24 protein-coding genes are annotated in these 23,026 nt (G+C 64.3%); 12 read left to right on the forward strand and 12 right to left on the reverse strand.

Features of this window, described 5'->3' with window-relative positions:
- Positions 1-82: 82 nt before the first annotated feature.
- From NKH16_RS20390 to NKH16_RS20430, 9 genes are all read right to left on the reverse strand, one after another.
- Positions 83-322, reverse strand: coding sequence for a DUF680 domain-containing protein (locus NKH16_RS20390; protein ID WP_352454766.1), 240 nt, complete (start codon positions 320-322; stop codon positions 83-85).
- A gap of 67 nt (positions 323-389) precedes the next feature.
- Positions 390-596: a DUF680 domain-containing protein gene (locus NKH16_RS20395; protein ID WP_352769794.1), complete on the reverse strand. Its 207-nt coding sequence runs from the start codon at positions 594-596 to the stop codon at positions 390-392.
- A 71-nt stretch (positions 597-667) separates the two neighbouring features.
- Complete coding sequence (locus tag NKH16_RS20400; protein ID WP_023680227.1) at positions 668-871, reverse strand: DUF680 domain-containing protein; 204 nt, start codon at positions 869-871, stop codon at positions 668-670.
- A gap of 441 nt (positions 872-1,312) precedes the next feature.
- Positions 1,313-2,059: an FAD-binding oxidoreductase gene (locus tag NKH16_RS20405; protein WP_352871909.1), complete on the reverse strand. Its 747-nt coding sequence runs from the start codon at positions 2,057-2,059 to the stop codon at positions 1,313-1,315.
- Positions 2,056-2,667, reverse strand: a complete 612-nt coding sequence (locus NKH16_RS20410; RefSeq protein ID WP_352871911.1) for a molybdopterin-dependent oxidoreductase — start codon at positions 2,665-2,667, stop codon at positions 2,056-2,058. The genes NKH16_RS20405 and NKH16_RS20410 overlap by 4 nt, the downstream gene beginning before the upstream one ends.
- A gap of 133 nt (positions 2,668-2,800) precedes the next feature.
- Positions 2,801-4,354 (reverse strand): DegQ family serine endoprotease, encoded by a 1,554-nt coding sequence (locus NKH16_RS20415; protein ID WP_352901490.1) that lies wholly within the window; start codon positions 4,352-4,354, stop codon positions 2,801-2,803.
- 370 nt (positions 4,355-4,724) lie between these two features.
- On the reverse strand, positions 4,725-5,450 hold the full coding sequence (locus tag NKH16_RS20420; RefSeq protein WP_352871914.1) for an MBL fold metallo-hydrolase: 726 nt from the start codon (positions 5,448-5,450) through the stop codon (positions 4,725-4,727).
- Positions 5,451-5,465: 15 nt separating this feature from the next.
- Positions 5,466-6,632 carry a diphosphate--fructose-6-phosphate 1-phosphotransferase gene (locus NKH16_RS20425; RefSeq protein WP_352451606.1) on the reverse strand — a complete coding sequence of 389 codons (1,167 nt, stop codon included), beginning with the start codon at positions 6,630-6,632 and terminating at the stop codon, positions 5,466-5,468.
- A gap of 98 nt (positions 6,633-6,730) precedes the next feature.
- Positions 6,731-7,495 (reverse strand): L,D-transpeptidase, encoded by a 765-nt coding sequence (locus tag NKH16_RS20430; RefSeq protein ID WP_352871916.1) that lies wholly within the window; start codon positions 7,493-7,495, stop codon positions 6,731-6,733.
- Positions 7,496-7,683: 188 nt separating this feature from the next.
- Here NKH16_RS20430 and NKH16_RS20435 point away from each other — a divergent pair, with 188 nt between their 5' ends.
- From NKH16_RS20435 to xylB, 3 genes are all read left to right on the forward strand, one after another.
- Positions 7,684-8,307 carry a LysE family translocator gene (locus NKH16_RS20435; protein WP_352472533.1) on the forward strand — a complete coding sequence of 208 codons (624 nt, stop codon included), beginning with the start codon at positions 7,684-7,686 and terminating at the stop codon, positions 8,305-8,307.
- Positions 8,308-8,316: 9 nt separating this feature from the next.
- The gene (locus NKH16_RS20440) at positions 8,317-9,642 is read left to right on the forward strand and encodes a tetratricopeptide repeat protein (protein ID WP_352901493.1); all 1,326 of its coding nucleotides are present in this window, start codon (positions 8,317-8,319) and stop codon (positions 9,640-9,642) included.
- Positions 9,643-9,834: 192 nt separating this feature from the next.
- Entirely contained in the window at positions 9,835-11,289 is a 1,455-nt protein-coding gene (gene xylB, locus NKH16_RS20445; RefSeq protein ID WP_352901584.1) for a xylulokinase, read from the forward strand.
- Between the two features lie 38 nt (positions 11,290-11,327).
- On the opposite strand, the gene NKH16_RS20450 is transcribed toward xylB, so the two are convergent.
- Positions 11,328-11,690 carry a nuclear transport factor 2 family protein gene (locus NKH16_RS20450; protein WP_352451610.1) on the reverse strand — a complete coding sequence of 121 codons (363 nt, stop codon included), beginning with the start codon at positions 11,688-11,690 and terminating at the stop codon, positions 11,328-11,330.
- Between the two features lie 110 nt (positions 11,691-11,800).
- On the opposite strand from NKH16_RS20450, the gene xylA reads away from it, so the two are divergent.
- Positions 11,801-13,126 carry a xylose isomerase gene (gene xylA / locus NKH16_RS20455; protein WP_352540012.1) on the forward strand — a complete coding sequence of 442 codons (1,326 nt, stop codon included), beginning with the start codon at positions 11,801-11,803 and terminating at the stop codon, positions 13,124-13,126.
- A gap of 130 nt (positions 13,127-13,256) precedes the next feature.
- Here the strand turns inward: xylA and NKH16_RS20460 are convergent, their stop codons facing one another.
- Positions 13,257-13,889 carry a TetR/AcrR family transcriptional regulator gene (locus NKH16_RS20460; protein WP_352901496.1) on the reverse strand — a complete coding sequence of 211 codons (633 nt, stop codon included), beginning with the start codon at positions 13,887-13,889 and terminating at the stop codon, positions 13,257-13,259.
- A 93-nt stretch (positions 13,890-13,982) separates the two neighbouring features.
- Between NKH16_RS20460 and NKH16_RS20465 the strand changes: the two genes are divergently transcribed.
- Together NKH16_RS20465 and NKH16_RS20470 are read left to right on the forward strand one after the other, a co-directional pair.
- Positions 13,983-14,639 (forward strand): O-methyltransferase, encoded by a 657-nt coding sequence (locus NKH16_RS20465; RefSeq protein WP_352901499.1) that lies wholly within the window; start codon positions 13,983-13,985, stop codon positions 14,637-14,639.
- Between the two features lie 166 nt (positions 14,640-14,805).
- Positions 14,806-15,015, forward strand: coding sequence for a hypothetical protein (locus NKH16_RS20470; RefSeq protein ID WP_023680243.1), 210 nt, complete (start codon positions 14,806-14,808; stop codon positions 15,013-15,015).
- Between the two features lie 86 nt (positions 15,016-15,101).
- Here the strand turns inward: NKH16_RS20470 and NKH16_RS20475 are convergent, their stop codons facing one another.
- Positions 15,102-16,082 carry a GlxA family transcriptional regulator gene (locus NKH16_RS20475; protein ID WP_352901502.1) on the reverse strand — a complete coding sequence of 327 codons (981 nt, stop codon included), beginning with the start codon at positions 16,080-16,082 and terminating at the stop codon, positions 15,102-15,104.
- Between the two features lie 76 nt (positions 16,083-16,158).
- Here NKH16_RS20475 and bcoG point away from each other — a divergent pair, with 76 nt between their 5' ends.
- The 6 genes from bcoG to NKH16_RS20505 all read left to right on the forward strand — a co-directional run bounded on the left by bcoG (position 16,159) and on the right by NKH16_RS20505 (position 23,009).
- Positions 16,159-17,070 carry a 3-dehydrocarnitine:acetyl-CoA trimethylamine transferase BcoG gene (bcoG, locus tag NKH16_RS20480; protein WP_352451615.1) on the forward strand — a complete coding sequence of 304 codons (912 nt, stop codon included), beginning with the start codon at positions 16,159-16,161 and terminating at the stop codon, positions 17,068-17,070.
- 31 nt (positions 17,071-17,101) lie between these two features.
- Positions 17,102-17,731: an HD domain-containing protein gene (locus tag NKH16_RS20485; protein ID WP_352901505.1), complete on the forward strand. Its 630-nt coding sequence runs from the start codon at positions 17,102-17,104 to the stop codon at positions 17,729-17,731.
- The gene (locus tag NKH16_RS20490; protein WP_352451617.1) at positions 17,728-18,801 is read left to right on the forward strand and encodes a 3-hydroxyacyl-CoA dehydrogenase NAD-binding domain-containing protein; all 1,074 of its coding nucleotides are present in this window, start codon (positions 17,728-17,730) and stop codon (positions 18,799-18,801) included. Before NKH16_RS20485 ends, NKH16_RS20490 begins: the two co-directional genes overlap by 4 nt.
- A gap of 4 nt (positions 18,802-18,805) precedes the next feature.
- Positions 18,806-19,969 carry an acyl-CoA dehydrogenase family protein gene (locus NKH16_RS20495; protein WP_352901508.1) on the forward strand — a complete coding sequence of 388 codons (1,164 nt, stop codon included), beginning with the start codon at positions 18,806-18,808 and terminating at the stop codon, positions 19,967-19,969.
- A 186-nt stretch (positions 19,970-20,155) separates the two neighbouring features.
- Positions 20,156-22,234, forward strand: coding sequence for an acetate--CoA ligase family protein (locus NKH16_RS20500; protein ID WP_352901511.1), 2,079 nt, complete (start codon positions 20,156-20,158; stop codon positions 22,232-22,234).
- On the forward strand, positions 22,227-23,009 hold the full coding sequence (locus tag NKH16_RS20505; RefSeq protein ID WP_352472543.1) for a carnitinyl-CoA dehydratase: 783 nt from the start codon (positions 22,227-22,229) through the stop codon (positions 23,007-23,009). Before NKH16_RS20500 ends, NKH16_RS20505 begins: the two co-directional genes overlap by 8 nt.
- Positions 23,010-23,026: the final 17 nt, after the last annotated feature.

Consider the following 23,026-nt stretch of genomic DNA (forward strand, 5'->3'; position numbering starts at 1 on the left):
GAAAGCTCATCATCCTCGCAAACGCACTACTCAGGGACAATCGGACCTGGACACCATCTCTCCCTTGACCAACACGGATACTCTAGTTGTTGCCGAAGAGGTTGCGGTCGGCGCCCTGAGGCGCGGACTTGGGCACATCGCCAGAGGAATTCAGCAGCTTGTAGATCGGCGAGTTGCTGTCCCGCACCGAATACGTCTGCGTCTTGTCGACGTTGACGGTCGACTGCTTGTTGATGTCGGTCCCGCCAACATTGTCGTTGCGGGCATAAGCGCTGCCGGCGGCAATCAAGAGCGCGGCGGCAGTAAGAACAATCTTTTTCATTTTGGGTCTCCTGGATTTTCGAAATCAAGCGGCGGGCATGCCGCCGCCTTGATGGTGGGATCGGCTGTTAGTTGTTGCCGAAGAGGTTACGGTCGGCGCCCTGGACAACCGGCTGCTTTTCAGCCTGGTTCGACGTCTTGACGGAAGCCGTGTAGGAGCTGTCGACCGAGACAGCAGGCGGGTTGGCTCCGTTGGAACCAAAGTTGTCGCTGCCGGCGAAGGCGCTGCCGGTGATGGCCAAAACGGCGGCGGCAGCAAGAACGATCTTTTTCATCTTAATACTCCTGAATTTTTCAGATCCCCGGACGGCGGATATGCCCGCCGCCCTGATGCTGGGATCGGCTGTTAGTTGTTGCCGAAGAGGTTACGGTCGGCGCCCTGGACAGGCTGCTGGTCAGCATGAGCCGGCTTCTGAATGGAAGCCGTATACGAGCTGTCGACCGAAGCGGCAGGCTGGTTCGCACCCTTGGAACCAAAGTTGTCGCTGCCAGAGAAGGCGCTGCCGGTGATGGCCAAAACGGCGACGGCGGCAAGAGCGATCTTTTTCATTTTTTAGTACTCCAGTATCTCAGTTTTTCCGTCCGTCCAGCGGCGTGTCTTGGGAGGAATTCGCGTCGTTCGGACAGCCCCGATGTGGGAAAGGCGATGGCCAGTTTCCAATCACGAAGTTGTTTGGTGTGGACCAAGAATCTACACCTTGAAATTGCGCCAGAGATTCCCTTAGCCACAATTTTATTGCTAAATATCAAGTAGATAGCCCATAGTATCGGTCTGGCTGCAAGGTGACTTGGGGAGGCAGCGTTCACAGCGTCCTGCACGCATTGTCAACAGAAACGAACCGTTCGGTTCGATTTTTTAAACCGATAAAAGTCGCGGCCGAGGTTCTTTGTCGAATCGTTAACCATTTCGGCCAAACGCGGCCTCACCGTTCTGCCGGTTTTCGGCCCGCTTATGCCGGCCGGCGAAGGCAGCAACCGCGCAAGAACCAGGTCAGACCCCGTAGCGTTCGGTGCGGATGAGTGCCGCAGGCACCCCGGCATCGATCAGTGCCTCGGCGGCGGCCGTCACGAATGCGTTCGAGCCGCAGACAAAGGCGAGCTTCGGCGGCGCGGGCAGCCTCGTCATGGCTTGCACCATCATCGCGGCGTCGACCCGCCGCGCATGATCTGCCGGACGGCGGGCCGGCTCGCGCGTCAGCGTCAACACCAGGTCGAAGCCATCCCGGCGCTCGGCGAGGTCGATCAACTCGTCGCGAAAGATCACCTCGTCCCAGACCCGCGCCGAAAACACCAAGGCGGCGGCGACCAGCGATCCCCGCATCGCCCGGTGACGGACCATCGACATCAGTGGCACCACGCCCGACCCACCGCCGACGAGCAGGAGCGGTCCGCCATCGCCGTCGGACCAGACGAAATGGCCGCCGAGCGGCCCGCGCAACTCGACCTCGTCGCCCACCGCCGCGATCTCGTGAAAGAACGGCGAGACCTCGCCGTCCTCGAGTTTTTCAATCGCCAGCTCGATGGTCTCGCCGGCTTCCGGCGCCGAGGCGATGGAGTAGGAGCGGCGCGCCTGATAGCCGTCCGGCGCCGTCAGCCTGACATCGACATGCTGTCCGGCGCGGTAGACGAAGGGCCGCAACGGCTGCAGGAAAAAGCTGGTGACGCGCGGCGTGCGCTTTTGGATGCGGGTGATGGTGACCGTCTGCCAGGGCGACTGCGCCGCCGGGCCGTCGCTCATGGATCGTTCGTGTAGCGCTGCTCGCGCCACGGATCGCCATAGATATGATAGCCTCGCAACTCCCAGAAACCCGGCTCGTCACGCTCTGTGAACTGCAGCCCGTTCAGCCATTTGGCCGATTTCCAGAAATAGAGATGCGGAACGAGCAGCCGGGCCGGGCCGCCATGGTCGGGAGTGATCGGCTTGCCTTCATAAAGCAGTGCCACCATCGCCTTGCCGCCGGTGATATCCTTCGTCGGCACGTTGGTGGAATAGCCGTCGAAACCCAGCGCCAGCGTGAAGGCGGAGGGCGGCTCGATGCCGGCGTCGGCAAGGATGTCGTCGACGAGCACGCCCTGCCACGCCGTGTCGAACTTGGTCCATGCGGTGACGCAATGGATGTCGCGCGTCATCTTGGTCAAGGGCAGCGCGTTGAACTCGGCCCAGTTCCACTTCTTGATCGGCCGCGGCCCGTGCTTAAGCGTGAACGACCAATCCTCGGTGCGGACATGCGGCGTCGGGCCGGCCGACAGGACCGGGAAACCTTGCTCGAGATATTGCCCCGGCGGGATACGTGCATCCGTATCCGTCGGCGGCTTTCGTCCGGAAGAGAAACCTCGGGTAACCATCGAGAATATCCGTTTGCGCAAGGTCCAATCGACCTTTGTCAGTTTTCTCGAAGACGCGAGCGCGGGCAACCGAAATCTTGGCTCCGGCCCAGCGGCAATGCTCTACATCGATCTTGGCAGCGCGGCGCCCGCTTCAGCCGCTGGCGAAGGGGACGGCGACGAACATCTGGGCGTCGCCGCGCTCGACAAGCAGCAGCACCGATTTCTTGCCGGATTTGGCGGCCTGCACAATCGCCTGATTTGCCTGCCTGGCGCTCCTCACCGGAGTCTGGTCGACGCCGACGATGATGTCGCCGGGCTGGATGCCGGAAGCCGACGCCGCCTTGTTCGGGTCGACGCGCTCGACCAGTGCGCCGTGCTGGTTTTCTGGCAGGTTCATTGCCTGGCGCACATCAGGAGTGAGGTCCATCAGGCCGAGACCGAGCGCCGGTGCGCGAAGGCCCTGCCCCGTCGACGGCTGACCTGAATCGCCGGTCACCGATCCCGTCGCCGTGTCGTCTTCGTTGCGCCCGATCTCGACGGAGATCTGCAGGCTTTTCCCCTTGCGCCAGACATTGAGGGCTTCCCTCGTGCCAGGCGCAACGTCAGCGACGGCGCGCGACAGATCCCTCGGATCCTTTATGTCCTGGCCGGCGAAGCTGGTAATGACATCGCCGGTCTCGATGCCGGCCTTGGCGGCCGGCGATCCGTCGCTGACCTGCGCGACCAGCACGCCGGTAGGGTGATCGAGGCCGATGGCGCTCGCCACATCAGGCGTCACCGGCTGGATCTGGACGCCGAGATAGCCGTACTGGATGGAGCCGCCCTTCATCAGCTTGGCGACGACCTTTTGCGCCTGGTCCGAGGGGATGGCGAAGCCGACGCCGACGCTGCCGCCATTCGGCGAAAAGATCGCGGTGTTGATGCCGACGACATCGCCGTACACATCCGTCAGCGGGCCGCCGGAATTGCCCCGGTTGATCGGTGCGTCGATCTGGATGAAGTCGTCAAACGGGCCGCTGTGCAGATCGCGGCCGCGCGCCGAGACAATGCCGGCGGTGACCGTGGTGCCAAGGCCGAAAGGATTGCCGAAGGCGAGCACCTGGTCGCCCGGCATGAGCTTGTCCGAATCGCCCCATTTGACGGTCGGCAAGGGCTTGCCGGCGTTGACCTTGAGCACGGCAAGGTCGTTCTTCGTGTCATGGCCGATCAATTTGGCGGGAAGCTCGGTGCCGTCGTCGAGCATCACCTTGACCGACTGGGCGCCGTCGACGACGTGATTGTTGGTGACGATCATGCCGTCGGCACCGACGATGAAGCCTGAGCCGAGGGCCTCGGTGCGCGGCGCCTGTTCCGGCGGTGTCTTGGGGGCGGGCAGTCCCTGGTCACCGAAGAAACGGCGGAAATAGTCGTCGAAAGGCGAGTTGCCACCGAACTCGTTGCCACCGAATGGGGAGGCCTCGCTCGTGGTGTCCGACTGCGCCGATTTCATGAGGGTGGTGATCGTCACCACTGCCGGTTTGTCGGCCGCCACGACCGGAGCGAACGAGCCGCGGGGCGCCGTCATGCCGGTGACAGGTGGGGTCACTGTTGCCGCCAGGACATCATTCAGCCTGGGAGCGAAGGACAGGGCGAAGGGGCTGACGATCAGCGCGGCGCCCAGCAGAGCGGCGACGCGATGTCTGCGAAGGGTCTGGATTGGTGACATGGCCGTTGTCCGGGCGAGAGATTGGTCTTGCGCGGCGACGTTCCGTCACCGGAACAATTCATCGGCGCGTCGGTCGTCGGCCTTGCCTGTCTCGCCTGTCACGGCAGCCGACCGGATCGACAGCCCCGCATCTAGGGCGCCGATTATGGTTTCCAGATAATATTACGAAGATTTAATTTCCAGCCGGCAACCGCCTCGCGGCGTTGGCGCCGAAACCCGAAAATACAAAACCCGCCTCGGGAGGGGCGGGTCGGTTGGGGCGAATCAGCACCATACCGATATTAGTAGCATAGCTGCCGGCACAAAGCAAGAACAAAATAGCTGCGCAAGACAAATCGCTTCAGATTTGCGCCGCCTCAGCCGAGGCCTCCTATTCGCCTGTCCCGTCGGTCCGGCTGAGATAGGTGGTGGCGATCTCGCGCATCCGCCTGCCGTCGAAGCTCGGTCCATGACCGCCATGGCCGATCCGGATCGGCAGGTCGAGCAGCCGCTGCATCGTGCGGCGGTAGGCGGCACGATCCGAATCCGGCAGGTCGTCGATCAGCATGGCGTCGTAGATGGCGTCGCCGGCGAAGAACAGGCCGTCTGCCTCGTCGAACAGCGCGATCGAATCCGGAGAGTGGCCGGGCAGATGCAGGACGCGGAACTGCCGATCGCCGAGGTCGATCCTGTCGCCCTCGTCCAGGGTCCGGGCCAGAGGCGCCGGCGGAATCCTGTAATCGGCGGCTCTCCAGCCCGGCGCCGGCAGCCTGGAGACGGCGCCTTCCAGATCATGGAACATGTACGCGTAGGTCACCGCTTCATCCATGCTGTCGAACTGCGCGGCGCTGTGGCGCGGCCCTGCCCGCAACGGAAACTCGTGCAGCGAGCCGACATGATCGAGATGGATATGCGTGGCGACGGCGAGCAGCGGCTTGCCGGACGGCGTGTCGATCTGCGGCGCCAGCGGGCAGATCCCCATGCCGGTGTCGACCAGCAGGTCGACATCGCGGCCGCGCAAATGCCAGATGTTGGCACGCACGAAATCATGCACGAAGGGCTCGGTCAGCATCGTCGTCTTGGCGTCGACGATGGTTTTGCTGAACCAGCTGTCCATCAGATCAACGCCGCATCAGACGAACGGCTTGCCGACCTTGTACTTTTGCGGGACCAGCCGCTTCAGATAGGCCATCCCCGCGTCGGACAGCCGGTTGACGTCGGGCAGCATGAAATCATCCGGCATATGGCGCGTCTTGCCGGCGACGTTCTTCAGCGGCACCTTCTTCAGCACGGTTTTCTTGCCGTCATATTGCAGCGCCACCGAACCGCCGCCCTCGTCGGCCACCGTCACCGCGAAGGCGCCGGCATCGAAGGCCTCCTGCGCGTCCACCGCGCTGATGGCGCCGACATAGCCGCGCGGCATATAGCCGAGCGCATCGACGCGCGCCCGCTTGCCCGGCAATCCTTCGGCGAGCGCGCGCTCCAAGGCTGCCGGCAGGTCACTGCCCGACAGCTTGACGTTGCCGTGCTGGTCGCGCTCCAGCCTTTCCGGCGGCACCAGGCTTTCGACCAGCGCTTTGCCGTCGGCGGTGCTGACGCCTTCGGAGACGGCAACGATGCAGCGCTTGTGGCGGTCGAGCGTTGCACGAACGTCGTCGATGAAGCCCGCCGCGGAGAACGGCCGCTCCGGTACGTAGACGAGATGCGGGCCGCTGTCCTGATCGAGCTGCCAGGCCGCGGACGCGGCCGTCAGGAAACCGGCATGCCGCCCCATGACAATGCCGACATAGATGCCCGGCAGAGCGCGGAAATCGAGATCGACCGAAAGGAATGCTCCAGCGACGAACTCGGCCGCCGACATGAAGCCGGGCGTGTGATCGTTCTCCTCGAGATCGTTGTCGATGGTTTTCGGCGCATGCACGAAGGCGATCTTGCCGCCGGCGGCGTCGGTGAGGATCTGCTGCGTGCCCGAGGTGTCGTTGCCGCCGATATAGATGAAGGCATCGGCGCCGGCTTTCTTCAAGCCGTTGAGGATGAGGTCGCAATAGGCGGCATCCGGCTTGTCGCGCGTCGAACCAAGCGCGGCGCTCGGCGTCGCCGCGATCAATCGCAGGCGGTCCTCGGGGATGGCCGAAAGATCGACGTAATTGCCGTCGCGGATGCCGCGCACGCCGTGGATGGAACCAAGCACCTTGGCGCCGGGATGCCGCTTGCGGATTTCGAGCGCGGCGCCAACCACCGTCTGGTTGATGACGGCGGTCGGGCCGCCGCCTTGCGCGATGACAAAAGTTCCGGCCATTGTTCACGTCTCCCGGGCGGTGAAAATCGCAGGCACATTCGCCTGTCTTGCGGCATCGCGCAACGGCAGAGTCGATGACGAAGGGCAGCAGCCGCCGGTCAGACGACGACGACCGGATTCTTCTTGGAGACGCGGCTGTAGAGATCGATGATGTCCTGGTTGATCAGGCGCACGCAGCCCGACGACATCGCCTGGCCGATGCTCCACCATTCGGGCGAGCCGTGGATGCGATAGCCGGTGTCGCTGCCGTTCTGATAGATGTAGAGGGCACGCGCGCCGAGCGGATTGTCGAGGCCGCCCGGCTGTCCGCTTTGCCATTTCACCAGTTCCGGCCTGCGGGCGATCATCTCGGGCGGCGGGGTCCAGACCGGCCATTCCTTGCCGTACTGGATGTTGGCGCGGCCGGACCAGCGGAATCCGTCCTTGCCGATGCCGACGCCGTAACGGATCGCCTCGCCGCCGGGCTGCACCAGATAGAGCAGCCGTTCCTGCGAGTGAACGACGATGGTGCCGGGTTGCTCGCCGGTCGGATCGACGACGATCTGGCGGCGGAACTCCGGCTTGACCTTGAGGTAGGGCACTTCCGGCACATTGAAGCCACCGTCGGTGAGCGAAGCGTACATCACGTCGGGGCTGGTGATGTTCTTGTCGACGCTGATACTCGGACGGATGGGCCGGATCGAGCCGGTGGTGAGGTCGTCGAGCTGGAGCGACGGCAGATCCAGCGTCTGGCTGCAGCCGGCGACGCCGAGCAGCGCCAGCGCACCGGCGCCGGATAGCACCGTGCGACGGGAAAGCTGTATTTCGGTTTCGATTGCGTCGCCATTGTGCGGCAGCGACAGACCGTGCGGCAACTCACGCATTTACCCAAAACCCCACGCTATCGGCGGGAAACACGCTCCGGCCGTATGCCAGGCATTTTCGCCAATCATGGTTGAAAAAGCGTGAAGGCCAGCCGCCTGGCGTTAACGAGGGGCTTTTTCGATTTTGCCTCTTTACATCTGCGCGAGGCCAAGGATTTATCCTCTTCTTTGAGCTCAAGGAGAAGAAAATGTCCTTCGAAAACTGGGCCGCCTTTGCCGCTGCCTCGGCAGTCCTTCTGGTCATTCCAGGTCCCACCATCCTGCTGGTGGTGTCCTATGCGCTCGGCCAGGGCTGGCGCACCGCGCTGCCGATGGCAGTCGGCGTGGCGCTCGGCGACTTCACCGCGATGACACTGTCGATGCTGGGTATCGGCGCGCTGCTGGCGGCGTCCGCCACCGTATTCACCGTGCTGAAGGTGATCGGCGCCGGCTATCTGATCTATCTCGGCATCAAGCTGTTTCGCGCCGGCGGTGCGCTCCGGGCCGAACCGCGCACCGATGCAGTGTCATCGGCGAAAATGACGGCGCACGCCTGGCTGGTTACCGCGCTCAATCCGAAAAGCATCACCTTTTTTGTCGCCTTCCTGCCGCAGTTCCTCGACCGGTATGCGGATTTCTGGACACAGATGCTGATCTTCGAGACGACCTTCCTGGCGCTCGCCTTCGCCAATGCCTTCGGTTATGCGCTGATCGCGGCAAGGGCGCGCAACGTCGTGCGCAATCCAAAGGCGATCCGCATCTTCAACCGCACCGGCGGCACGCTGCTGGTCGGCGCCGGCATCGCGACAGTGGCGATGCGCTCGGGCAACTGAGGACAGACCATGGCGGTGAGCGACGCATTTGGCCTGACGCTGTCTGGCGCGACGGAGGCCGGGCTGTCGTCCTACAGCCGGGCTGTTCGCGAATTGCAGTGCTTCATCGGCGATCCGGTCGGTTCCGTTGACCGGGCAATCGCCGAAGATCCCGGCTTCGTCATGGCGCATGTGTTCAAGGGTTACCTCTTTGGCCTTGCCACAGAGCGCGAAGCGACGGCGGTGGCCAAGGCATGTCACGAGGCAGCGCTGCCACTTGCCGCGACAACGCGCGAGCAGGCGCATGTCGCCGCCCTTGACCACCTTGCGGATGGACGCTGGCACGAGGCCGCCCGCGTGCTGGAGGATATCGCCATCGAGTTTCCGCTCGATGCGCTGGCGGTGCAGACCGGCCACCAGATCGACTTCTTCACCGGCAATGCGCGCATGCTGCGCGACCGCATCGGCCGCGCGCTGCCGTCCTGGCAGCGCGACATGCCGGGCTATCACGCCATACTCGGCATGCAGGCCTTTGGCCTGGAGGAAATGGGCGATTACGCGCGCGCCGAAAAACTTGGCCGCACGGCGGTCGATATCGAGCCGCGCGACGGCTGGGCCCAGCATGCGGTGGCCCATGTCATGGAGATGCAGAGCCGGCAGAAGGACGGCATTCTGTGGATGCGCGCCAATCCCGAAGCGTGGACGCGGGAGAGCTTCCTGCAGGTGCACAATTGGTGGCATCTGGCACTGTTCCACTATGATCTCGGCGAAATCGACGAGGTGCTGGCGCTCTATGACGGGCCGATCTATGGCGAACGCTCGATGCTGGCGCTCAACATGGTCGATGCCTCGGCGATCCTGTGGCGGCTGCATCTCGGCGGCGTCGATGTCGGCGAGCGCTGGGCGACGCTCGCCGCCAACTGGTTGCCCATGGCCAGCGCCGGCCACTATGCCTTCAACGACGCCCACGCGATGATGGCGTTTGTCGGTGCCGGCCTCGAAGCGCCGGCCCGCAACTTGCTCGAGGCGCAGCGCGAGGCGATGCGCGGCAAGGACGACAACGCCGGTTTCACTAGGGATGTCGGCCATCCCCTGACGCTCGCCATCAAGGCATTCGGCGAGGGCAATTATGCCGGGACGATACGCCTGATCCGGCCGATGCGGGCAATCGCCCATCGCTTCGGCGGCAGCCACGCACAACGCGACGTCATCGACCTGACACTGATCGAAGCGGCATTGCGTTCCGGTGATGGCGCGCTGGCGAGGGCGCTTGCGGCGGAACGCGCGCTGGCACGGCCGGACAGCCCGTTGTCGGCACTGTTTTCACGGCGTGCAAACGCTCCCGCGGCGAATTGACCACGGCCACATCTTGCCTTAAAAACTGCCCCGGCCCTGATTTTTTCGAGCGTCGAAAAAATCTTCGCGTGTTGACCGGGGTGCGTTTCCGGCGGCACGATTGCCGGGATATCTTCGCCGCCCGTGTCACAGGACTGGGCAGCGAAGCAAGAAAGACCGTCGCCGCCAGGCATGACGGACATGGGAGGGAACATGTATCTCGGCCTCGATCTCGGCACGTCGGGCGTCAAGGCGCTGCTGATCGATGCAAGGCAGAGCATCGTCGGTTCCGGCCATGCGCCGCTCGACGTGTCGCGCCCGCATCCCGGCTGGTCCGAGCAGAACCCGGCCGACTGGATCCGCGCCTGCGAAGCGGCGGTCGGCGAGCTGCGGTCGATGCATGCGAAGGAACTCGCGGCTGTCAACGGCATCGGCCTTTCCGGCCATATGCATGGCGCCACTCTGCTCGATGCCGCCGACCAGGTGCTGCGCCCCTGCATTCTATGGAACGACACACGCAGCCACGCCGAGGCGGCCGCGCTCGATGCCGACCCGCGCTTTCGCAAGCTGACCGGCAACATCGTCTTTCCCGGCTTCACCGCGCCAAAGCTGGCCTGGGTCAGGAACAACGAACCGGCTGTTTTTGCCAAGGTGGCAAAGGTTCTGCTGCCGAAGGACTTTTTGCGGCTCTGGCTCGCCGGCGAGCATATTTCGGAAATGTCGGATTCGGCTGGCACGTCGTGGCTCGATGTCGGCAAACGCGCCTGGTCCGCCGAACTGCTCGCTGTCACGTCGCTCGACGAAAGGCAGATGCCGTCATTGGTCGAAGGCACGGCCAAGGCCGGTGCCTTGCGCGCCGAAATGGCCGCCAAATGGGGCATGCAGGCGGGCATCCCGATCGCCGGCGGTGCCGGCGACAACGCGGCTTCGGCCTGCGGCATGGGCACGGTCGGCGCCGGCCAGGCGTTCGTCTCGCTCGGCACGTCGGGCGTGCTTTTTGCCGCCAACGCGTCGTATCTGCCCAATCCGGAAAGCGCCGTGCACACATTCTGCCACGCACTGCCCGGCACCTGGCACCAGATGGGCGTCATCCTGTCGGCAACCGATTCGCTCAACTGGCTGTCGGGGATCGCTGGAAAAAGTGCCGGCGAGTTGACCGCCGAACTCGGCGATGCGCTGCAGGCGCCGAGCGGTGTCTCCTTCCTGCCGTACCTGTCAGGCGAGCGGACGCCTCACAATGATTCCGTCATTCGGGGCGCCTTTACCGGGCTTGCCCACGAGTCCGGCCGCGCGGCGCTGACCCAGGCCGTGCTCGAAGGCGTCGCCTTCGCTTTCCGCGACAGCCTCGAAGCCCTGGCCAAAGCCGGTACGACGCTGACCCGGGTGACGGCGATCGGCGGCGGCTCGCGTTCGCGCTACTGGCTGAAGGCCATCGCCACAGCGCTTGGCCTGCCGGTCGATATCCCAGCCGACGGCGATTTCGGCGCCGCCTTCGGAGCGGCCCGGCTTGGCCTGATCGCGGCGACAGGCGCCGATCCGCGCGCCGTCTGCACGGCACCGGCGACCGACGCCACGGTCGAGCCGGTCGCCGCCCTCGGTGACGCCTATGCGCAAGCCTATCAGCGCTATCGCCAGCTTTATCCGGCGGTCAGAGGCGCCACGGCGTGAACGGTTTCCCGCCCACGCCGCAGCCTGCCGAGAAGGCCTCACTGTGCCGGCACCTTGTCGAGAAAGCCGGTGACGCTTTTCAGCCGGCCATTTTCGATGACGCCGATATCGGTGCCTTCGATGACGGATTCGGTGCCGTCCGGCCCGAGGTTCCAGGAGAAACGGATGGTATCGGCGAAGCCGTCCGGCTTGCCTTTCAGCGAGAACCTGAAGCCGGCAAAGCGCTGCTGCACGCCGTCGATCAGCGCCGCGATGCCGTCATGGCCGTCGCCCCGCATGATCGGATCGCGATAGCCGACGTCCTCGGTGAAGGTCGCCTCGAGCAAGGCTTTCCTGCGTGCGGCGTCGCTCTCGTTCCAGGCGGCGATGTAGTTTTCGGCAATGGTGTTGAGGTCGGTCATGGTCTGTCTCCTTCGTTGGGTGGCTTTGACATGAGCCTTTTCGACCAGCGCCAGCGCGAAACCAATTACGCCTGAGGTAATCAGGCCGAACCATGCGAGAGGAAAAAAACATGAGCAGCGGTTTTTTCGGCGACATCCAACAGATCAAATACGAGGGACCGGATTCGACCAATCCGCTGGCCTATCGGTTCTACAATCCCGACGAGATCGTCGCCGGCAAGCGGCTGGAAGACCATCTGCGCTTTGCCGTCGCCTATTGGCATTCCTTCGCCTGGCCGGGCGGCGATCCGTTCGGCGGTCAGACGTTCGACCGGCCATGGTTCCCCAAGGCCGGCGGTACCGACACGATGGAGCTGGCCAAACTCAAGGCCGACGTCGCCTTCGAGATGTTTTCGCTGCTGGGCGCGCCTTATTTCTGCTTCCACGATGCCGACGTGCGGCCGGAGGGCCGGGACTTTTCCGAAAGTGCGGCGCGGCTCGACGAGATCGCCGATTATTTCTCGGGAAAGATGAAGCAGACCGGCGTCAAGCTGCTGTGGGGCACGGCCAACCTGTTCTCCAACCGCCGCTTCATGTCGGGCGCCGCCACCAATCCCGATCCGGACGTCTTTGCCTATTCGGCGGCGACGGTGAAACACTGCATCGACGTCACCAAGCGGCTGAACGGCGAGAACTACGTGCTGTGGGGCGGCCGCGAGGGCTATGAGACGCTGCTCAACACCGACCTTGCCCGCGAGCAGGAACAGGCCGGCCGTTTCCTCAACCTGGTCGTCGATTACAAGCACAGGATCGGCTTCGAAGGAACCATCCTGATCGAGCCGAAGCCTCAGGAGCCGACCAAGCACCAGTATGATTACGACGTCGCCACCGTCTATGGCTTCCTCAAGCGTTTCGGACTGGAGAACGAGGTCAAGCTCAACATCGAGCAGGGCCACGCCATCCTGGCCGGCCATTCGTTCGAGCATGAACTGGCGCTGGCCAATACGCTCGGCATTTTCGGTTCGATCGACATGAACCGCAACGACTACCAGTCGGGCTGGGACACCGATCAGTTCCCCAACAATGTGCCGGAGATGGCTCTGGCCTACTACCAGGTGCTGCAGGCCGGCGGCTTCAAGACCGGCGGCACCAATTTCGACGCCAAGCTCAGGCGCCAGTCGCTCGATCCGCAGGATCTGCTGATCGGCCATATCGGCGGCATGGACTGCTGCGCTCGCGGCCTCAAGGCGGCAGCGCGCATGGTCGAGGACAAGGCGCTGTCCGCCCCGCTCGCCGAGCGCTATGCCGGCTGGGATTCGGCCGAGGCCAAGGCGATGCTTGCCGGCAAGCGCACGCTGGAGGAAATCGCCGAGCGCGTCGTCAAAGAGAAGATCGAGCCGCAGCCCAGATCCGGCCGCCAGGAGCTACTCGAGAACATCGTCAACCGGTACGTCTGAGGCGTACCCGGTTCGCGGCCGCATTGTTCGAACGGCCGCGGATAAAGGCGGTTTTCCGCGGGGCTGAAACCAACAAGGTTTGCCCCGTGCGAAACTTCGCCCTGCTTGCTGACCGGGCCTGGCATTTGCCTTAGCCGTGATCGAGGCCTCTCAGGTAGGCGCAGAACATGTCGGCCATGGCGTCGGCGTAGGCTTCAATCTCCGCGGGGGTTCGGGGCAACTCCGAGAACTGCTTCCCCACCGTGCTAAGCGTCGTCATGACCAGATCGCCGGCCAATTCGCGAGTCGCTTGCGCGGCGTTGGGCAACGCCTCCTGCATGAAGAGCTGGATGGTGCGGTCTCCGGACGCCCTTGCCGCCTGCGCCTCGGGCGCGTCGCGGTAAAGCGGGGCGGCGTCGTCGAGCGCCACACGCACCGCGGCTTCGTCACACTCCGAGCGGAGGAAGGCGTGGACCAGGTCGCGCAGCCGGTCAAGCGGCGGTTTCCTGATATCCTCGAGGATATCGCGCAGCAAACTGGTCGTCTGCCGCCATTCGTCGCTCTGGAGCCGGAACAGGATCGCCGCCTTGTTCGGAAAATACTGATACAGCGATCCGACACTGACGCCGGCCTTCTCGGCCACCCGCGCCGTGGTGAAGCGCTGCGCGCCTTCTTTCGCCAAAACCTGAACAGCAGCCTGCAAAATCGCAGCGACGAGCTCCGCCGAGCGGGCCTGCTTCGGCTGTTTTCGCGAGGAAATCCGCGGACTTCGGTGATCGCTCATTGAGAGCCGCGCCAATGCGATTAGTGAATGCGAATGATTAGTCGTATTTTGAATGCCGCACAAGAACGCATTCAATTCCGACTGGAGACCGTTATGACCACACTGACGACAAAGCCGCTCGCGCCCCTGCTGGACCGCCTGTTCGAGGAAGCCGCTGCGGCAACAAGCCCTGCAGTGGCGGAACTCTCCGCCGAGGAGCGGATGCGGCTGGTTCGAAGCAAGACCGAATACCTCGATTTCTATGGGCGGCTAAAGGACCTCTGGCTTCCCGTCTCGCGAGAGACCGGCACGCTGCTCTACATGCTGGCACGAGGCAGCGGCGCACGGACGATCGTTGAATTTGGAACCTCGTTCGGCATCTCGACCCTGCACCTTGCCGCAGCCTTGCGGGACAATGGCGGTGGCCGCCTGATCACCAGCGAGTTCGAGCCATCCAAGGTCGCGCGCGCGAGGAGTAATCTGACAGCAGGCGGTCTCATTGACATGGTGGAAATCCGCGAAGGAGACGCGCTGCAAACATTAAGCGTCGATCTTCCCGAAAGCGTCGACCTGCTTCTGCTCGACGGCGCCAAAGCGCTCTATCCCGAGATCTTGAGTCTGGTTGAAAGCCGCCTCAGGCCGGGCGCCTTCGTCGTTGCCGACAACGCAGATCTTTGCCCCGAATACCTCGAGCGGGTGCGCTCGACCGGGAATGGCTACATGTCCACGCCGTTCGGCGAGGATGTTGAACTGTCGATGCGGCTTGGCTGAAGCACTGCCTGACCTGCCGGAACGATCGTGCCCAAGATGGGCGCCGGCGGACAAAACTTTGCCCGGCATCGCCCATCAATCGCCTCGCTCTTGCCTTCAAACAGCCGTCACGAACCTCCTATAGTGTGGTTCGTGGCGGGATTCAGAAAGAAGGAGGCGAAACGATATGCAGCACGAACGCGAAATCGACGCCCTGCTCTCATCTGGCGAGGCTGGATCGATCATCGACCGGCTGATGGCGCTGCCGCACCCGAAACAAGGTGCGCTGAGTGCAAACGAATGGGATCGCGCGGTCGCCAGCCGCTTCGAGACCCATCTAGCGAGACAGATGCGCTCGCAGATCGACGGCAGCAGCGACCGCCAGGACGCTGCCTGATCTACCTTTGTCTATGCATGTCGTTATCCCAAAACCGCTCCGCACCCTCGGGTCAAGCCCGTGGCCAGGCTTTTGGGCGACATGCATTATCCCCGACGCAGCCTGACCGGCGCTTCGCCGAACGCTCTTGAAAACGCTCTGGAAAATGCCGCGGCGGACGAAAATCCCGTTCGCCCGGCAATGTCCGCCATGGCGATGCGCGTATCGACCACCAGCCGGCGCGCGGCGCCGAGGCGCAGCCTGAGGTAATAAGCGCCGGGCGTTTCGCCGATCGACTTGCGAAAGATGCTTTCCAGCGTCCGTGCCGTCACCCCGGCGCGCTTTGCCACGGCGGCGATAGTCAGCGGCTGGTCGACATGCGCTTCCATCAGCCGAATGGCTTGCGCCAGCCTGGGATCGTAGCCGTCGAGACGGCCGAGCGAGACCAGCGGTTGCGCGTCCGTCGCGGCGCGCGCCTGGTCGTAGATGAAGACGCTCGCGACATCTAGCGCCACGGCCATGCCGAGCCGCGTGCGGATCAGATGCAGCATCAGGTCGAAGGTCGGCGAGGCGCCGCCGGTGGTGAACACCGGGCCATCGATGACGTAGCGGTCGGGGCGCACGTCGACGCCGGGAAAGGCCGACGAGAAATCCTCCATGTCCTCCCAGTGGGTGGTGGCGCTGCGCCCCTCCAGCAGACCGGCGCGGGCAACCAGCCAGGTGCCGGCCTCGACGCCGCCGCAGGCGCGTGCCGCGCGCGCCGCCCGGCGCAGTCCGGACAGCAGGGCCGATGTGGCGTAGTTCTGCGTGCCGAAGCCGGCGACGACGACCAGCATATCGGTTGTGTCAGCCGCATCGAAGCGGCCGCTGACCGCCACCGGCAGGCCGCATGTGGTGACCGGCGCTTCGCCTGTCACCGAGACCAGCTTGAAATCGAACAGCGTCTCACCGGCAATGCGGTTGGCGGCGCGCAACGGATCGACGGCCGACGCGACGCACATGATCGACGAGCCGGAGAATACCAGCAGCGTTACCTTGAGCGGCAAACGCTCGGCCCGAAAGATCGTCGGTTTTTCGTTTTTGGTCACACGATCTTCGTAAAACGCAAAACAGTTTCCGGCAAGTCAGGCATTCTTGCCCTACGTTCTATTGGGAGAGAGTCCGATGCCGTTAGCGATGAACCGTGAGGTTTTCATTACCTGTGCCGTGACCGGGTCCGGCGGTTCGCAGGACCGCAGCCCGCATGTGCCGCGGTCGCCCAGAGAGATCGCCGATTCGGCCATCGAGGCGGCAAAGGCGGGTGCGGCGATCGTGCACTGCCACGTGCGCGATCCCGAGACCGGCAAGCCTAGGCGCGACGTGCATCTCTATCGCGAAGTAACCGAGCGCATCCGCGCGGCGGACGTCGACGTGGTGCTGAACCTGACCGCCGGCATGGGGGGTGACATGGTATTCGGCCCGCCGGAGAAACCGCTGCCGCTGAACGAAAAAGGCACGGACATGGGCGGCGCGAGCAACCGCATGGAACATGTGCGCCAGTGCCTGCCGGAAATCTGCACGCTCGATTGCGGCACCATGAATTTCGCCGAGGCCGATTATGTCATGACCAATACGCCCGGCATGCTGCGTGCCATGGGCGGCATGATGACGGCGCTCGGCGTCAAGCCGGAGATCGAGGCCTTCGACACCGGGCATCTGTGGTTCGCCAAGCAATTGGTCGAGGAAGAAGTGCTGAAGCCGGACGCGCTGGTGCAATTGTGCATGGGCGTGCCGTGGGGCGCGCCGGACGACCTCAACACCTTCATGGCCATGGTCAACAATGTACCGTCGACCTGGAACTGGTCGGCCTTTGCCATTGGCCGCAACCAGATGGCCTATGTCGCGGCCGCGGTGCTGGCCGGCGGCAATGTCCGCGTCGGACTGGAGGATAATCTCTGGCTCGACAAGGGCGTGCTGGCGACCAATGCGCAGCTGGTCGAGCGGGCGGTCAGCATCGTGTCGAATATGGGCGCCAGGGTCATCGGCCCGGACGAAGTCCGCAAGAAGCTGAACCTGACGAAGCGCGCACCGCTTTGAAAAGCCGGTAGCCGGTTGGGAGGAGCCGCTGATGAAGACCGTGAAATTCACCGCCATGAAGGACGGCGACCGCGAGGACTATGCCTTCCTCACCGAGCACGAGATCGACTATGCGGCAAAGACCGGCGAGCGGCTGCTCGACGCGCTCGTCCAGCTTGATGCGGGCCTCTCGGGCTACAAGATCACCCGGCTCGGCCATTCACTGCAAGCGGCAACACGGGCCTGGTGCGACGGCGCCGACACCGACTGGATTGCCTGCGCCTTGCTGCACGATATCGGCGACATCTACGCGCCCTATAACCACGACGAGTATGCAGCCGCCATCCTGAAGCCTTTTGTGCGCGAGCAATGCACCTGGGTGGTGGAGAAGCACGGCGATTTCCAGCGCCTCTATTACGCCCACCACCTCGGCGGCAATCCACACGCCCGCGACCGTTTCGCCGGGCACATCTACTTCGACGATTGCGATGAGTTTTGCGAACGCTGGGATCAGTCGAGCTTCGACCCGGATTACGAGACATTGCCGATCGATTTCTTCCGGCCCTTCCTGCTCGAAGTGTTCGCGCGCAAGGCCTATGACGCGTCCGCGATCCGTGCCGGCGAGCGCGTCGCCCTCACCGACCCCGCAACAGCCAGGACAAGAACCGGAGCCTCCGCATGAGCATCATCAACAAGGCGGCCGCCATCGGCGGCGGCGTCATCGGCGCCGGCTGGGTGGCGCGGCTGCTGCTCAACGGCATCGACGCGTCGATCTTCGATCCCGACCCCGAGGCGTCACGCAAGGTCGGCGAGGTGATGAAGGGAGCGCGACGCGCCTACAAGCAGATGCTGCCCGGCGGCCTGCCGAAGGAGGGCAAGCTTACCTTCGCCAAGACGATCGCCGAGGCGGTGGCAGACGCCGACTTCATCCAGGAAAGCGTGCCGGAGCGGCTCGACCTGAAGCACCGCGTGCTGGCCGAGATCGACCTTTATGCGCCGGCCAACGCCATTGTCGGATCCTCCACCTCCGGCATCAAGCCGACCGACATGCAGGTGGCGATGAAGAAGCACCCGGAGCGGCTGGTCGTCGGCCATCCGTTCAACCCCGTCTATCTGCTGCCGCTGGTCGAAATCGTCGGCGGCGAACAGACCTTTCCCGAGGCGATCGAAGTCGCCAAGGAGATGTATGCCTCGATCGGCATGAAGCCGGTGGTGATCCGCAAGGAGATCGAAGCGTTCGTCGGCGACCGGCTGCTCGAAGCGGCCTGGCGCGAGGCGCTGTGGCTGGTCAAGGACGGCATCTGCACGGTCGAGGAGCTCGACGACATCATGCGCTACGGCTTCGGCCTGCGCTGGGCGCAGATGGGCATGTTCCAGGTCTATCGCGTCGCCGGCGGCGAGGCCGGCATGCGCCACTTCATGGCGCAGTTCGGCCCGTGCCTGAAATGGCCGTGGACCAAGCTGATGGACGTGCCGGAGTTCAACGACGAGCTGGTCGAGCTGATCGCGACCCAGTCGGACGACCAGGCGCACGGTCTGTCGATCCGCGATCTCGAGAAGATCCGCGACGACAATCTGGTCGCCATCATGGAGGCACTGTCGAAGCAGAACAAAGGCAAAGGTTGGGGTGCCGGCGCCCTGCATAAGGACTACACCAGGCAGTTGGCCAAGCTTGCGGCGAAGAAGCCCACCGCCTCCAAGGCGGCCGAAAAGGCCAAGGCTGAAAAGCCGAAGAAAAGGAAGAAAGGCTGAGACCATGGATTTTGGTCTTTCGGAGGAGCAGAAGCTCATCGTCGAGACGACGCGGGCCTTTGTCGAGACCGAGCTTTACCCGCATGAGCGCGAAGTGGAGCGTACCGGCGTGCTGCGCCGCGAGCTGATCGAGGAGATCAAGGCCAAGGCGATCGAAGCCGGCCTCTATGCCGCCAACATGCCGGCCGATGTCGGCGGCGCCGGGCTCGATACGGTGACCTGGCTGCTCTATGAAAAGGAACTCGGCCGCGCCAATTACGCGCTGCATTGGACCTGCGTGGCGCGGCCTTCGAACATCCTTCTCGCCGGCACGCCGGAGCAGCGCGAAAAATATCTGTTTCCCTGCATTCGCGGCGAGAAATGGGATTGCCTGGCAATGACCGAGCCGGGCGCCGGCTCCGATTTGCGCGGCATGAAGGCAACCGCCGCGCAAGACGGCGACGACTGGGTGCTGAACGGCACCAAGCATTTCATCAGCCATGCAGATCTCGCCGATTTCGCCATCGTCTTCATGGCCTCGGGGGAGGAAGAGTCTTCGCGTGGAAAACGCAAGAAGATCACCGCCTTTTTCGTCGACAAGGGCACCAAGGGTTTCACCGTGCGCGACGGCTACCGCAACGTCTCGCATCGCGGCTACACCAATGCCATCCTCGAATTCGACGATTGCCGGTTGCCGGCCAGTCAGGTTCTGGGCGAGGTCCACAAAGGCTTCGACGTCGCCAATTCATGGCTTGGCGCGACGCGCCTGCAGGTCGGCGCCACCTGCCTCGGCCGCGCCGAGCGGGCGCTTGGCCACGCCGTCGAATACGCCGCGCAGCGCCAGCAGTTCGGCCAGCCGATCGGCAAGTTCCAGGGCGTGTCGTTCAAGCTCGCCGACATGGCGACCGAGCTGAAGGCCGCCGACCTGATGGTGTTCGAAGCCGGCTGGAAGTACGATCAGGGTACCGTCACCGACCAGGACATGGCCATGGCCAAGCTGAAGGCCACCGAGATGCTCGCCTTTGTCGCCGACGAGGCGATCCAGATCCATGGCGGCATGGGGCTGATGGACGATTTGCCGCTCGAGCGCATCTGGCGCGACGCCCGCGTCGAGCGCATCTGGGAAGGCACTTCGGAAATCCAGCGCCACATCATCTCGCGGGCGCTGCTGCGCCCGTTCGGGGGCTGAACAGCGCAATGTCTGCATTCCTTCGCGCCCCCCTTTGTCCTATCGGACATCTCCCCCTCAAGGGGGGAGATCGGCCGCCATTCCTGATTTCGCCAGTTATTGCCGTTGCATGCCTCGGGCCGGCGGCCCAGCTGCCAATCTCCCCCCTTGAGGGGGAGATGCCCGGCAGGGCAGAGGGGGGTGTTTATGCACAAACTTGAGCGTCTTTTGCGCCCACGAACGATCGCGGTCTTCGGTGGCGCGCAGGCTGCCGCCGTTGTCGCGCAATCGATCAAGATGGGCTTTGCCGGCGAGATCTGGCCGGTGCATCCGAGCAAGGCCGAGGTCGCCGGCCGCAAGGCCTATCGCTCGGTGGCCGAATTGCCCGGTGCGCCGGATGCCGCTTTCGTCGGCGTCAACCGGCACTTGACCATCGAAGTGGTCAAGGCACTGGCCGAGCGCGGCGCCGGTGGTGCGGTCTGCTTCGCCGCCGGCTTCCTCGAAACCGAGGCCTATGACGAGGACGGCGAGCGGCTGCAGGCCGAGCTGGTCGCGGCGGCGGGCCAAATGCCAATCATCGGGCCGAACTGCTACGGGCTCATCAACTATGCCGACGGCGCGCTTTTGTGGCCCGACCAGCATGGCGGCATCAGGCTGCCAGAAGGCGGTCGCGGCGTTGCCATCATCACCCAATCGTCGAACATCGCCATCAATATGACGATGCAGAAGCGCGGCCTGCCGATCGCCTTTCTGATGACCGCCGGCAACCAGGCGCAGACCGGGCTTTCCGAAATGGCGCTCGGCCTGATCGAGGACGACCGTGTCACCGCGCTCGGCTTGCATATCGAGGCTTTCGATTCGGTAGCCGGCTTCGAAAGGCTGGCGGCACGGGCGCGCGAGCTGAAAAAGCCTGTCATCGCCATGAAGGTCGGCCGCTCCGAGCAGGCGCGGCAGGCGACCGTTTCCCATACCGCGTCGCTGGCCGGCTCGGACGCAGCGTCCGGCGCCTTCCTGAAGCGGCTCGGCATCGCCCGCATCGATTCGATCCCGGCCTTCATCGAGGCGCTCAAGCTGCTGCACGTCACCGGCCCCCTGCCCGGCTACCGGCTTTCGTCGATGAGCTGTTCGGGCGGCGAGGCGTCGGTGATGGCCGACAGCGCCGAAGGCCGCTGGGTGACGTTTCCGCCACTCACCCCCGAGCACCGCGCGCATGTCAAATCGACGCTCGGGCCGCTGGTCGCGGTGGCCAACCCGCTCGACTACCACACCTTCATCTGGAACAACGAGCCAGCGATGACCGCCACCTTCACCGCGATGGTGTCGGGCGGCTTCGACCTCAACATGCTGGTGCTCGATTTCCCGCGCCCCGACCGCTGCTCGGACACCGACTGGTGGGCGACGCTGCGCGCCTTCGAAGCGGCGCTGAAGACCAACAGCGCGCAAGGCGCGATCGTCTCCTCGCTGCCGGAGAACCTGCCCGAGGAATACACTGCCGGCCTGATGGCGCGGGGCATGGTGCCGCTGTTCGGCATCTCCGAAGCCATTGACGCCGCCCAGGCGGCGGCCTTCATCGGCTGGGCCTGGCGCGAGCCCCAGGCGCAGCCGATCGACACTTCGGCGTCCGGCGCGCCGGCCGGCGACCATGTCACGCCGGACGAGGCCGAGGCGAAGGCGCGGCTCATCGAGGCCGGGCTCCCCGTGCCAAAGGGCGAGCGCGCCGGCAACGCGGTCGAAGCGGTCATCTCCTCGATGGCGCTCGGCTTCCCGGTGGCGCTGAAGGCCCTTGGTGTCATCCACAAGTCCGAGCTCGACGCGGTCCGGCTCAATTTGAGGGATGCCGAATCCGTCAGCACCGCCGCCCATGATCTCGGCCCGCTCGGCACCGGCCTTTATGTCGAGCGCATGGTGCGCGACGGCGTCGCCGAGCTGCTGGTCGGCTTCACCCGCGACCCGATGTTCGGCGCCGTGATGACGCTCGGCACCGGCGGCGTGCTGGTCGAGCTGTTGCGCGACAGCGTCACGCTGATGCTGCCGGCGACCCGCGACGATATCGAGGCCGCTTTGCGCGGGCTGAAACTGTTCCCGCTGCTCGACGGCTATCGCGGTCGGCCGAAGGCCGATGTCGCAGCGGCAATCGATGCGATATCGGGCATTGCCGCTTTCGTGCAGCAAAACGCCGGCGAGATCGAGGAACTCGACATCAATCCGCTGATCGTCTGCACCGAAGGCAAGGGCGCCTGGATCGCCGATGCGCTGCTGGTGCTTGGAGAGAACAAAAATGTCTGACGTCATCACCACCCGCCGCGAGGGCACTATCCTCGAAGTCACGCTCGACCGGCCCAAGGCCAATGCCATCGACCTGAAGACGTCGCGGCTGATGGGCGAGACTTTCAAGGCGTTTCGCGACGATCCCGACTTGCGCGTCGCCATCGTCAAGACCGCCGGTGACAAGTTCTTCTGCGCCGGCTGGGACCTGAAGGCCGCAGCCGGCGGCGACGCGGTCGACGGCGACTATGGCGTCGGCGGCTTCGGCGGGCTGCAGGAACTGCGCGACCTCAACAAGCCGGTGATCGCCTGCGTCAACGGCATGGCGGTCGGCGGCGGCTTCGAACTGGCGCTATCCTGCGACCTGATCTATGCGTCGGACCACTCCTCCTTCGCCCTGCCCGAAATCCGCGCCGGCACGCTTGCCGATGCGGCGACGATCAAGCTGCCGAAGCGTATCCCCTACCATGTCGCCATGGACCTTCTGCTCACCGGCCGCTGGATGGATGTCGCCGAGGCGCATCGATGGGGCCTGGTCAACGAGGTGCTGCCCAAGGAAAGACTGGAGGACCGCGTCTGGGAGATCGCGCGGCTGCTCGCCAGCGGCCCGCCGCTGGTCTTCGCCGCGATCAAGGAAACGGCCCGGGTCGCAGAATCGCTGACGTTCCAGGACGCGATGAACCGGGTGACGCGCCGGCAACTGTCGACGGTTGACGCACTCTACGGCTCGGAGGACAATCTCGAGGGCTTTCGCGCCTTTGCCGAAAAGCGCGATCCGGTGTGGAAGGGGAAGTAGTGGTATTGCAGGAATGA

Origin of the sequence: Mesorhizobium sp. M1307 (genome assembly GCF_040318155.1) — a bacterium.
Lineage (GTDB): Bacteria > Pseudomonadota > Alphaproteobacteria > Rhizobiales > Rhizobiaceae > Mesorhizobium.

Coding starts and splice junctions, on each gene's coding strand:
- NKH16_RS20390 (WP_352454766.1), bottom strand. CDS start 322: ATGAAAAAGATTGTTCTTACTGCCGCCGCGCTCTTGATTGCCGCCGGC.
- NKH16_RS20395 (WP_352769794.1), bottom strand. CDS start 596: ATGAAAAAGATCGTTCTTGCTGCCGCCGCCGTTTTGGCCATCACCGGC.
- NKH16_RS20400 (WP_023680227.1), bottom strand. CDS start 871: ATGAAAAAGATCGCTCTTGCCGCCGTCGCCGTTTTGGCCATCACCGGC.
- NKH16_RS20405 (WP_352871909.1), bottom strand. CDS start 2,059: ATGAGCGACGGCCCGGCGGCGCAGTCGCCCTGGCAGACGGTCACCATC.
- NKH16_RS20410 (WP_352871911.1), bottom strand. CDS start 2,667: ATGGTTACCCGAGGTTTCTCTTCCGGACGAAAGCCGCCGACGGATACG.
- NKH16_RS20415 (WP_352901490.1), bottom strand. CDS start 4,354: ATGTCACCAATCCAGACCCTTCGCAGACATCGCGTCGCCGCTCTGCTG.
- NKH16_RS20420 (WP_352871914.1), bottom strand. CDS start 5,450: ATGGACAGCTGGTTCAGCAAAACCATCGTCGACGCCAAGACGACGATG.
- NKH16_RS20425 (WP_352451606.1), bottom strand. CDS start 6,632: ATGGCCGGAACTTTTGTCATCGCGCAAGGCGGCGGCCCGACCGCCGTC.
- NKH16_RS20430 (WP_352871916.1), bottom strand. CDS start 7,495: ATGCGTGAGTTGCCGCACGGTCTGTCGCTGCCGCACAATGGCGACGCA.
- NKH16_RS20435 (WP_352472533.1), top strand. CDS start 7,684: ATGTCCTTCGAAAACTGGGCCGCCTTTGCCGCTGCCTCGGCAGTCCTT.
- NKH16_RS20440 (WP_352901493.1), top strand. CDS start 8,317: ATGGCGGTGAGCGACGCATTTGGCCTGACGCTGTCTGGCGCGACGGAG.
- xylB (WP_352901584.1), top strand. CDS start 9,835: ATGTATCTCGGCCTCGATCTCGGCACGTCGGGCGTCAAGGCGCTGCTG.
- NKH16_RS20450 (WP_352451610.1), bottom strand. CDS start 11,690: ATGACCGACCTCAACACCATTGCCGAAAACTACATCGCCGCCTGGAAC.
- xylA (WP_352540012.1), top strand. CDS start 11,801: ATGAGCAGCGGTTTTTTCGGCGACATCCAACAGATCAAATACGAGGGA.
- NKH16_RS20460 (WP_352901496.1), bottom strand. CDS start 13,889: ATGAGCGATCACCGAAGTCCGCGGATTTCCTCGCGAAAACAGCCGAAG.
- NKH16_RS20465 (WP_352901499.1), top strand. CDS start 13,983: ATGACCACACTGACGACAAAGCCGCTCGCGCCCCTGCTGGACCGCCTG.
- NKH16_RS20470 (WP_023680243.1), top strand. CDS start 14,806: ATGCAGCACGAACGCGAAATCGACGCCCTGCTCTCATCTGGCGAGGCT.
- bcoG (WP_352451615.1), top strand. CDS start 16,159: ATGCCGTTAGCGATGAACCGTGAGGTTTTCATTACCTGTGCCGTGACC.
- NKH16_RS20485 (WP_352901505.1), top strand. CDS start 17,102: ATGAAGACCGTGAAATTCACCGCCATGAAGGACGGCGACCGCGAGGAC.
- NKH16_RS20490 (WP_352451617.1), top strand. CDS start 17,728: ATGAGCATCATCAACAAGGCGGCCGCCATCGGCGGCGGCGTCATCGGC.
- NKH16_RS20495 (WP_352901508.1), top strand. CDS start 18,806: ATGGATTTTGGTCTTTCGGAGGAGCAGAAGCTCATCGTCGAGACGACG.
- NKH16_RS20500 (WP_352901511.1), top strand. CDS start 20,156: ATGCACAAACTTGAGCGTCTTTTGCGCCCACGAACGATCGCGGTCTTC.
- NKH16_RS20505 (WP_352472543.1), top strand. CDS start 22,227: ATGTCTGACGTCATCACCACCCGCCGCGAGGGCACTATCCTCGAAGTC.